The organism is bacterium, from assembly GCA_030690305.1.
Classification (GTDB): Bacteria; Patescibacteriota; Minisyncoccia; order Phycocordibacterales; family JAGLPS01; genus JBBUCK01.
Genome location: JAUYHB010000015.1, coordinates 1 through 9262, shown reverse-complemented (window position 1 = coordinate 9262; position 9262 = coordinate 1). Strand labels below are relative to the sequence as shown.

The 9262-nt window shown below is 46.7% G+C and carries 7 protein-coding genes; 1 reads left to right on the top strand and 6 read right to left on the bottom strand.

The window, feature by feature from the left end; all coding sequences use genetic code 11:
* Positions 1 to 1151, bottom strand: a 1151-nt coding sequence (gene ftsZ, locus Q8O71_01575) for a cell division protein FtsZ (protein MDP2705070.1), incomplete at its 3' end; no start/stop codon positions are given.
* Positions 1152 to 1280: 129 nt separating this feature from the next.
* Here ftsZ and Q8O71_01570 point away from each other — a divergent pair.
* Positions 1281 to 2213, top strand: coding sequence for an FAD-dependent oxidoreductase (locus tag Q8O71_01570; protein ID MDP2705069.1), 933 nt, complete (start codon positions 1281 to 1283; stop codon positions 2211 to 2213).
* Between the two features lie 184 nt (positions 2214 to 2397).
* On the opposite strand, the gene Q8O71_01565 is transcribed toward Q8O71_01570, so the two are convergent.
* The 5 genes from Q8O71_01565 to Q8O71_01545 all read right to left on the bottom strand — a co-directional run bounded on the left by Q8O71_01565 (position 2398) and on the right by Q8O71_01545 (position 9183).
* Positions 2398 to 3789 carry a fibronectin type III domain-containing protein gene (locus Q8O71_01565; GenBank protein ID MDP2705068.1) on the bottom strand — a complete coding sequence of 464 codons (1392 nt, stop codon included), beginning with the start codon at positions 3787 to 3789 and terminating at the stop codon, positions 2398 to 2400.
* 10 nt (positions 3790 to 3799) lie between these two features.
* On the bottom strand, positions 3800 to 6178 hold the full coding sequence (locus Q8O71_01560) for a DUF5011 domain-containing protein (GenBank protein MDP2705067.1): 2379 nt from the start codon (positions 6176 to 6178) through the stop codon (positions 3800 to 3802).
* Positions 6159 to 6824, bottom strand: a complete 666-nt coding sequence (locus Q8O71_01555; GenBank protein ID MDP2705066.1) for a signal peptidase I — start codon at positions 6822 to 6824, stop codon at positions 6159 to 6161. The genes Q8O71_01560 and Q8O71_01555 overlap by 20 nt, the downstream gene beginning before the upstream one ends.
* Before the next feature lie 159 nt (positions 6825 to 6983).
* Positions 6984 to 8321, bottom strand: a complete 1338-nt coding sequence (locus Q8O71_01550; GenBank protein ID MDP2705065.1) for a DUF642 domain-containing protein — start codon at positions 8319 to 8321, stop codon at positions 6984 to 6986.
* A 34-nt stretch (positions 8322 to 8355) separates the two neighbouring features.
* Entirely contained in the window at positions 8356 to 9183 is an 828-nt protein-coding gene (locus Q8O71_01545) for a SipW-dependent-type signal peptide-containing protein (GenBank protein ID MDP2705064.1), read from the bottom strand.
* Between the last annotated feature and the right edge of the window lie 79 nt (positions 9184 to 9262).

The following is a 9262-nucleotide window of genomic DNA, read 5'->3' as shown; positions in this document are numbered from 1 at the left end:
AAAAACGCCGGTACCGCTCCCCAATCATCATCATTGTCTTCAAGAATGGAGGGTTCCTTTTTTGAGTTTTCTTTCGGTTCGTTCGGCAAAGAATTGTAAATTCTTCCCTTGTCTTCTTTTTCCTTTTCTTTGTCTTTATCTTTTTCTTTTGGAGTTACCGGAGGGAAAAGACTCACGCGCTTTGTTGCCGGTTCGGGAAAACCTGTTGCGATAACGGTGATTTTGACTTCTCCTTTTTTCAGACTGTCGCTGTAGATTGTTCCAAAAATAATGCGTGCATCAGGGTCAACCGATTCGGTGATTATCTTTGCCGCTTCTTGGATTTCAAACATGGTAAGGTCATCGCCGCCCGCTATTGAAAAGAGGACCCCTTTGGCACCACTTATCGAAATATCAAGCAAAGGTGAATTGATGGCCATTTTTGCCGCTTCTACCGCTCTGTTTTCTCCGCTTGAAACCCCGACTCCCATGAGAGCGGAACCGGCGTCCTGCATGATGGAACGGATATCGGCAAAGTCTATGTTAATCATTCCCGGCGTTGTGATAAGGTCCGAGATTCCTTCAACAGCCTGTTTGAGAACTTCATCACACATCGCAAAAGCATTCTTCGCGGTCGTTTCTTTCGTGATGACATTTAGGAGTCTGTCGTTTGGAATGATGATAATCGCGTCAACGGCTTTTTTCATTCCTTCAAGAGCCTGTTCGGCAATCCGCATTCTCTGTTGTCCTTCAAAAAAGAACGGCTTGGTGACAACGGCAACGGTAAGCGCGCCAACTTCTTTGGCCATATTGACAATCGGTTCCGCGGCAGCCGAGCAAGTGCCTCCTCCATATCCTCCGGTAACAAATACCATGTCGGAACCTTTCAATGATTCCTGAATTTCTTCTTTTGTTTCCTCTACCGCTCTTTTCCCGAGGTCGGGGTTCATGCCAGCTCCAAGTCCGCGGGTAACGTTTTTACCGATTTGGATTTTCTTCTTGGCGAGAGAGTGGTGCAGGTCCTGGGCATCCGTGTTTACGGCGATAAATTCAACCCCTTTGACGCGGGAATTTATCATGTGGTTAACGGCGTTTTTGCCTGAACCTCCGACACCAACAACCTTGATGCGAGCGAATGTTTCGATTTCTGGTTTAACTTGCGGCATAGTCATATATATAGTTTTGTTTACCCATAATAACGAAAAGTCAAGAAATGAACATCTTGATTTCTGACTGTTTCGTGTTGAAGTTTAAGGGCTTTTTGCGGGAAAAAAGTGTCTAAAATAACCAAAAATGCTACAATGAAAATCCTAATGAGTGATTACGAACTGATAATAATCGGGGGAGGTCCGGGAGGCGTTGCCGCCGGCGTATATGCCGCGCGAAAACAACTTAAGACACTTTTTCTTACCAAAGATTTCGGCGGACAAAGCATTGTTTCTTCCGATATTCAAAACTGGATAGGCACTGTTTCCATTCCCGGTACCGAGTTTGCTCAAGCGCTTGAAAAACATCTCCGCGCGTACGCGCGCGATGTTGTTGAAGTGCGTACGGGAGAATGGATAAATAAAATTGAAAAAACAAAAGACGGATTTTCGGTTACGACCGACAAAGCGACATATGCCGCTAAAACCGTGCTTGTTGCGACGGGAAGCGCGAGAAGAAAACTTTCCGTTACGGGAGCGGACACATTCGAAAACAAAGGCGTGACATATTGCGCGTCCTGTGACGGCCCGCTTTTCTCGGGGCAGGACGTTGTTGTCATTGGAGGAGGCAATGCGGGATTTGAAACCGCGGCGCAACTGCTTGCGTATACAAAAAGCGTTACCCTTCTAGAGAATGCCCCTCAATTCAAAGCCGACCCGATAACGGTTGAGAAAGTGGTTTCTCATCCGAATATGAAAGCGTATTCCGGTGTCACTATAAAGGAAATCAAAGGACAGACACTGGTTACGGCAATCGTTTTTGAAAAGGACGGGAAAAGCATTGAACTGCCGACGGGAGGAATTTTCGTTGAAATCGGGCTCATTCCGACAACAAGTTTTGTAAAAGAGCTTGTCGAACTGAACAAGCACAACCAGATAGTCATAGACCCCCGCACGCAACAAACTTCCACGCCGGGTGTGTGGGCCGCGGGAGACTGTACGGACGGGCTGTATCACCAAAACAATATCGCCGCGGGAGACGCGGTACGGGCGCTCGAAGATATCTATCTTCACCTCAGAGCAAAGTAGCAGAAACTCCTCTGTGCTCTTTTTCTATTGTAGTTGCAGAGAATACCCTCGCGGCTTGCCGCGGGGATGAATCTGCAAATACAAGAGAGAGGTCGGCGGAGCCGACACTTCTACAACAAAGTTTGCCCCGTTGCCTCGCCCAATACCCATCCGCTCCGCGGTGGGGATGGGACGAGGACAAACTTTATTTACCTCGGAATTTTCTATAGACGTACAAACCGACAGTCAGTACCAACGCCGTTATCAATATTGGGAGGGGACACGAGTTACCGAAAATAACGAGAGCAAGTATAACTAAGGTCAAAGACCCTCCGAAGAAGAGAAGGAATCTATTTTTTATTTCCTCCTCCCCTACCAAATCTTTTTCGTATTTTCTTTTAAGCCACAATCGCCAGATGAGATAAATTGCCAGGAGTATAAGCAGGGCGATTAAAGTGCACGCGGACAAAATATTTCCAAAACCGGAAGCAAATACCGATGCCAGGTTGTTATTCAAACCGGATGTTTCTTCTTCCGTCAAAGCCTCTTCTTCTGTGCCAGGTGCGGATGACCCCGTACCCCCTGAACCATTTGAAGGGCTCCCCAATACGGACCCGCCCTCGTTTGCCGTTTCGTCCGAAGCGGAAGGGGTGAAGTCAGAGGCGGGAGCTTGTGCCAAGAGAGGCACCGTAAATGTATGCTCGTAACTGATTGTTGGTGGTGAAGCGCGGGAGATGACTCGGTACACATATGTTTCTCCCAAAACAAGACCTGTTATCGGTACGGAGTGGTGTATGACTTTTGTCAGGTCTTCATCGGTCGCGAACGGATAACCGAAATTCGGCGGTGTAAGAACCAAAGTATACGGACCTCCGGAAGCCAGACCATAGACAACCTGACTGGTGGACAAAATATTTGTGTCCCATGTCAGCGTGGCTGACCCGGATTCACCGACGTTTGATATGTTAAGCGCCTGTTCGTTGAATATGACAAGACTTGTCGTAACCGGCCCATTGCTTCCGCTGCCGGAACCCGGAATGGTTCCTCCCCCGCCCCCGGTTCCACCACCTCCGCCCTCATCCCCTCCCTCATCTCCTCCTTCATCACCTATAACCGTGTCGCCGCAATGGTTATTGCCTCCCTCAAATCCGACACAAACGTCAAAACCAAGCGTCTTTCCCTGATAAGAATTATCACTGGAGTTAATAAATGAAATGGTATAAGTAAACGTCCTTGATTCTCCGTTGGAAATTGCACCCAAAGAAATTTCACCGGCAGTTGAAAAGAAGTCGGCGAGAGAATCGTCAAATAAAGTTGTGCTGTCCTCTTCTATGATGAGGTGCAGAAGGCTGCCAAAATTATCGTTGTCAAAGACATTGATTGCTTCGGTTAAAATATTTTGCGTTTCGCCCGAATTGTTGGTAACTGTCACAACACCGGACGTTTCATCCAAGGGGAGGAAGTTGGGTTTGTCAAAAAGCGGGTCCGGAACAAACTGAACATCAAGTGGTGTTTGAGCAAAAGCGACATCGGCATAACCGCCCATCATCGTTATGATGGCAATCGGCAGTATTAAGATTTTAAGAAAATTTTTCATGCTTTTGTTTTTATTCCGACACTTCCGTCAACGGTTCCGGCACTACGGCTTCAGTCGAGGGCTCGGAAACTTCCGGCTGTTGAGGTTCTGAATCTACTATTTCCTCTACTACCGTTATCGGTTCCGGAATCACCGCTTCTTCCACAATAGGCGTTGATTCCGATTCTGCAACCACCACATCCTCCGCTACAGGTTCCTCTGCTACTTGTTCGGTGGTTTCCCCTTCGTTAACCGTTTCCTCCTCAAGAACAGGGCTCTCTTCAGTGACAACAGTTACTTCTTCGGTTGTTACTTCTTCGGTTATTTCCTCCGTTACTTCCTCTGCCACTTCCTCTGTTACCTCCGCAACAACTTCAACTTGTTCCTCAACAACCGGAGTGGTTTCTTCAATAACTTCTTCGTTTGTTTGTTCTTCCTCTATGGCCGTTTCTGCTACTACTTCAGGAGTTTCTGTTGTTGTGTTTCCGCCCCCGGTCGTTATTTCTTCTGTCGGTAACAATACGCTGTTTTCAGCAATTACTTCGGTAGTCTCGGAAGTATCGGAAGTATCCGTACTCTGTTGATATGCGGAAAGGTCAGGTTCGCCGTCGGCAGGGTCGTACACAATGACTGTTCGTGTTGCACTGCCAACATTGCCCGCTTGGTCAGTCGCGCTATAGGTCACGGTGTAAACGCCCGTTTGCGTAGTATCGATGGTTGCGCCTTCAGTCACAATGCCGAGATTGTTGTTTACATTATCGGTTACTAACGCGCCGAGGTCATTATACGTCGCCCCTATGGTAATGGTTGCGGGGTTATTGCCCTGTACCGTTATCACCGGTGCTTCAAGGTCCACATCCTCCATGTCGGTACCTTCTTCGGTAAGGAAGAGCGCGATTGGGTCATAGATTTTGCCGCTCACCGTTCCCGTATTAAGCATCGGATTTTCCGGTCCCGTGGCAACAAGGTGAATCCAGATGTAGCCGAGGAACCCTGATGGCACGGTCCAGTTGAATAGACCGTCATTTGCCGTTGTCGCAATGATGGTATGTGTCGTATCACCTACGCTAATTACACTGTCGTGATTGACATCTTTCACGTAGAAAATACCGATATCAAGGTCCGTGTCAGAGCCGTTATTATTCGTCGCTGTCCAAGTGATGTTGTAGCTATAACCCCAGTACCAAGTATATGAACCGCCCTCGTCGGGATAGATAAGGTCAACCGTTGGAGGCAAAAGTTCCACCCAATCAGAAGGCGCGTCCGTATCGTATCCGGAAGGCACGCGGGCCAAGACATTGCCTTCGGCAACATCAATCGCTCCCGGATTCCAGACATTGCTGTTGTAATTGGCCCAACCACTATCGGGAGTTCCCCAGTTCATCTGGTCAACGATAACGCCGTCGGGACGTTTGAGGACTAGCATGTCGGCATCATTTGCTAAGCCGTTGCCGATTAAATTATCGATATTAATCTGTGTAACCTCACTTGGAAGATACCAGTACGCGGGCAACCCGCTTGAAACGGTCGTCGTGGTGGCAGTGGTTGAAGTGGCCACAATAACCGCGTATTTCTGGGCGGGAATGGCGGGCGTTGAAGGCAGGGTATCACAGCCGGTATTGTCGCAAATCTCCCAGCCTGAAATGTCTATGGCCGTATTGGTCTGGTTATAAATCTCCACCCATTCATTGACGCCCTCTTCGCCGCGCTCCGGTGTTTTTACGTCGTAATAAACTTTATTGATTCTGAAACCCCACGAAGAAAGGTGGTTTGAAACTTTCTCGGTATCGTTGTATCCGCCGTCCTCATACGTTGGATAATCGTGCCGTGTCTGCCAGGCGTTGTAGTCAATATCAAAATCACAAACGCGGTTTTGGAAGTCGTTGACTCCTGTTGTGTAGGTAAAGTCCCACGAATCGAGTGTCGTCGTGGTAGCGGTAAGAAGTCCCGTAAGCGGACCATCATACATTTGATTTCCTTCAAGGTTTGCGGTGACAAGAAGCGCGTCGCAGAAATCGCTATCGCCCGTGATATTTGTCGTTGTGGCAAAGTATTGGAACGGATTGCTATCGAGGGGGTCAACAGTCACTTCTTTTTTCACGATATCCCCCGGCGGCATTGAAACTGCCGTGCTTGTCGCTTGCCAGCCTGAAATGCCAAGTGAGAAATCAACCGAACCCGCTATAAAAGTGTTCTCGGTTGAGCTCTCAATATCAAGGTAATACCCCATCGTGTCGCCGATACCGGGAAGACCGATGATGTTTAGGCTAATCACGAGGGAAAGCGCGAGCAACTTAAGCGACATGTGTTTTGCCGCTTTCACGAGCCTGCTCTCCGCCTCAAAAGTGGCTTCGTTGTTCGTCTTTGTTTTTATATTTGTCTTTTTCACGTTAAACGTTTCCTTTATCATCTGTTGGAGTATCTTCTTTTTTCTTGCCCTGAGCTTGCCCGCCCTGAGCTTGTCGAAGGGGTCGAAGGGTTCTCATCTTCTTTATCTCATGAAATATTTTTACACCTTCATCGAAGACAACGATGAGCGCGGGAACGATGATAAGAACGGCAAAACCGACGGGCTTACGGGCCATGTCGATGATGTAACCGAAATAAGGAACGTCAAACAATACTTTGCCGTGAATATCGCTTTGCCGGATTTCTTTCGTGTCGGGGTCTTCGTTGGCATCTCCCTTTGTGGTAAACAAAATCACGCCCTCCGAGGCACGGCTTCCTACTATGCGGTGGGTGGTCGGAATATCCGTCTTTGTGTCTTTGCCGAATGTAACAACATCGCCCTCCTTATAATTCGCACTTGGCTTTATGACAACAATGCTTCCGGTAGCGATACTTGGTTCCATTGAACCTGACTTTACGATTTTTATCTGGTAATTGCCTTTAATAGGAAAAAGAGCAATGAGCAAAAGCCCGATTATCAGGATGATTCCCGCGTAGAATGTCGTGTAAAGAATTTTGAATGCTTTGTCCATCCCGTTAGAAGCAGGTCGCGGTCGTCCGTTTTCTTGCTTTGTTTCAATATTATTCTTTTCTTCAGTTGTTAACATATACTTTTACTTTTTGTTAAAACCGTGACCGCGGCTTCTAACGGGATCCATTTTTTAGGGCTTTTATAAAGCCTCAGTCCCCAACCTCACTTTTGTTAAAAAGTGAGGTTGGGTCAAAAGCTTCAACAACTGGTTGAAAGTTTTTATTCTCTCTAGAACCTATAGGTTTTCCGGAGCAACAAGAAGAGGAATATTTGCGTCTGCGCAAGTGAAGTTAGAATTATTCCTCTGTTGAACCGCGTACGCAACAAAGTCAGAGACCATTTTGTCTGTCTGAGCTATGTCGCCCATTCCGTTTCCATCACAATTTACGGTAGTGCCAACAAGTGTTTGATCACCCGCGCACCAGCTCATGCCGACAAGAGTGATAGGCGCATTGCCTGTAAGAGACATTGCAACCATTTGAGTCGGAATTTGATTGAACGGAGTACCCGCAGTAACTAATATTTGTTCACTTAGATCAAAGGCATTGTTGCCATTTGCATCCTCCCACATGAAGAATTCAAGCTCACCCGAGAGTTCGCCGTTTTGGATTCCGTCAGCAGTCGTGTCACCTGCTGTGACTTCCGGTTCAATGGGCGTATTCTCGTTATCTTCAAGATTGCTTGGCAAGAGACATGCAAATGCATCATTTCCGTAGACATGAAGCGAGATAACGTTTGTTCCCCAGTCACCTGGTTTGATGTCAGGGAAATTCCAGAACGTATCGCCTTGACCAAGGTCTTGCTCACCCCAAAGTGTACAAATACCGCCATTGGGATAATCATTTTCTGGACAAGACAATTCACGTACTGACACATCGTCTATATAACCGCCCAAGGTGTCTGCTTGAGTTCCCGCATCCGCAAAGATAATTGTCGTCTGCGTATCAAGCGCAATGAAGTTATATGTGTACTGGGTCCAAGATGTTCCTGAACCACTGTAGGTCATTCCAATAGTGTTATTCACCAATACGCCACTATTGCTTGTAACTTCGATAGTAAATTCAATCTGGTTATCTTCTCCATTATTGGGAGTGTTTGCCGGACGGGGGGAGTGCCAGAAAGTAAGACGGTATTTTTGACCAGGAACCGTGTTAATGACCTGCTCAATAGTAGACTGACTTCCGGCGCCATGACTATCAAGTTCCGCAAGTTGCTGGCCTCCATGAGGAGCACCTGCTACACCGTTTCTTTGAAGTTCAAGACCTGCACCTGCAGTAACAGCCCAATTGGAAATACCACTTGGATATATCTGCCACTGACCACCGTTATCCGTTACCACCGGGTTCTCAAATCCCTCATTCAAGACGAGATTGGAACCTTGCTCAGTACAGTTACCAACACATTCCTCGCCATCATACGAGGCATACGTGTGGTCCACCTTGAGGTCGACAGAACCCGCAACAAAGATGTTGCCGGCTGATGTCTCGGTGTCATTGTAGAAGGCGATTGTCGCGCCGGTAACCACAACTGCAACCGTAACAATGGCGGCCAGACTTAATAATATTTTTTTCATAATAATCGTTACTAGTTAGATGAGATTACTCCTACTAAATCCAAGAAGGGGTAGGATTATTTCTGTGTTGTTCAACCTGAAATTCCACAGTAGCACTCATACTATCGGTCTGAGTGTCGTTTCCTACAGTGTTGGGAAGATTCCAATCAATACCAAAGTAGGCTGTTTGTCCACCTATAAGGTATAAGCCGCCAGCGTCTGAAAGATTCCAAATTTCTCCATTCTCGTCAATTGTCCCACTAGAAATTATAATTGGTTCTGCGTAATTTCTAATATTGTCTCCTTCACCTAGGTCACCATTGTTTTGGAAACCGACTGTCTGGCCCTCATCCAGCCACACTGAGAACAAGAGATTTTCTCTTAATTCACCTGCTCCTGCGGTCGTTCCTTCTGGAACAGAAACGGTACAACTTTCGCTGTTAGTTCCTTCTTCTGGTTCAGTACAAGAATTGTCTAAATCAGTTACAAGACTGATAACCAATCTCAACCAAGCGTCGTTATCAACGTGTAGGCTAAGTGTGTTTTCTCCAGAATCACCCGGTTTAACATCAGCGAAATCAAAAAATTGATGCTGAGCACCTAAATTTGTCGCTGTCCAAGTTCCATCACAAGGAGAGTCCTGAGCTGGGTAATAAGGAGGTAATGTATTTATCTCCGGTTGCCATGTGTATATCTGATTCGTACCAAGTGTACAAACCATCCCATTATAATGTTGCTGACTATCTACTGTTAAATCAACCGCTCCAGCCGTGAAGGTATTGCCGGTTGATGTCTCCGTATCGGAGAAGAAAGCGCCTGTTGCGCCGATTGCCAAGACGGCAACCACCGAAATCATGCCCAAACTTAATAATATTTTTTTCATACTTTTACTAATTCTAATTTTTTTAATGCTTATAATTTCTCACTGTCTTTTATATTCTTTAACCCCTCTTTCCGGTACT

Bases quoted from the DNA above. Each gene is read 5' to 3' on its own strand.
- Q8O71_01570 (MDP2705069.1), top strand. From the start codon at position 1,281: ATGAAAATCCTAATGAGTGATTACGAACTGATAATAATCGGGGGAGGT.
- Q8O71_01565 (MDP2705068.1), bottom strand. From the start codon at position 3,789: ATGAAAAATTTTCTTAAAATCTTAATACTGCCGATTGCCATCATAACG.
- Q8O71_01560 (MDP2705067.1), bottom strand. From the start codon at position 6,178: ATGATAAAGGAAACGTTTAACGTGAAAAAGACAAATATAAAAACAAAG.
- Q8O71_01555 (MDP2705066.1), bottom strand. From the start codon at position 6,824: ATGTTAACAACTGAAGAAAAGAATAATATTGAAACAAAGCAAGAAAAC.
- Q8O71_01550 (MDP2705065.1), bottom strand. From the start codon at position 8,321: ATGAAAAAAATATTATTAAGTCTGGCCGCCATTGTTACGGTTGCAGTT.
- Q8O71_01545 (MDP2705064.1), bottom strand. From the start codon at position 9,183: ATGAAAAAAATATTATTAAGTTTGGGCATGATTTCGGTGGTTGCCGTC.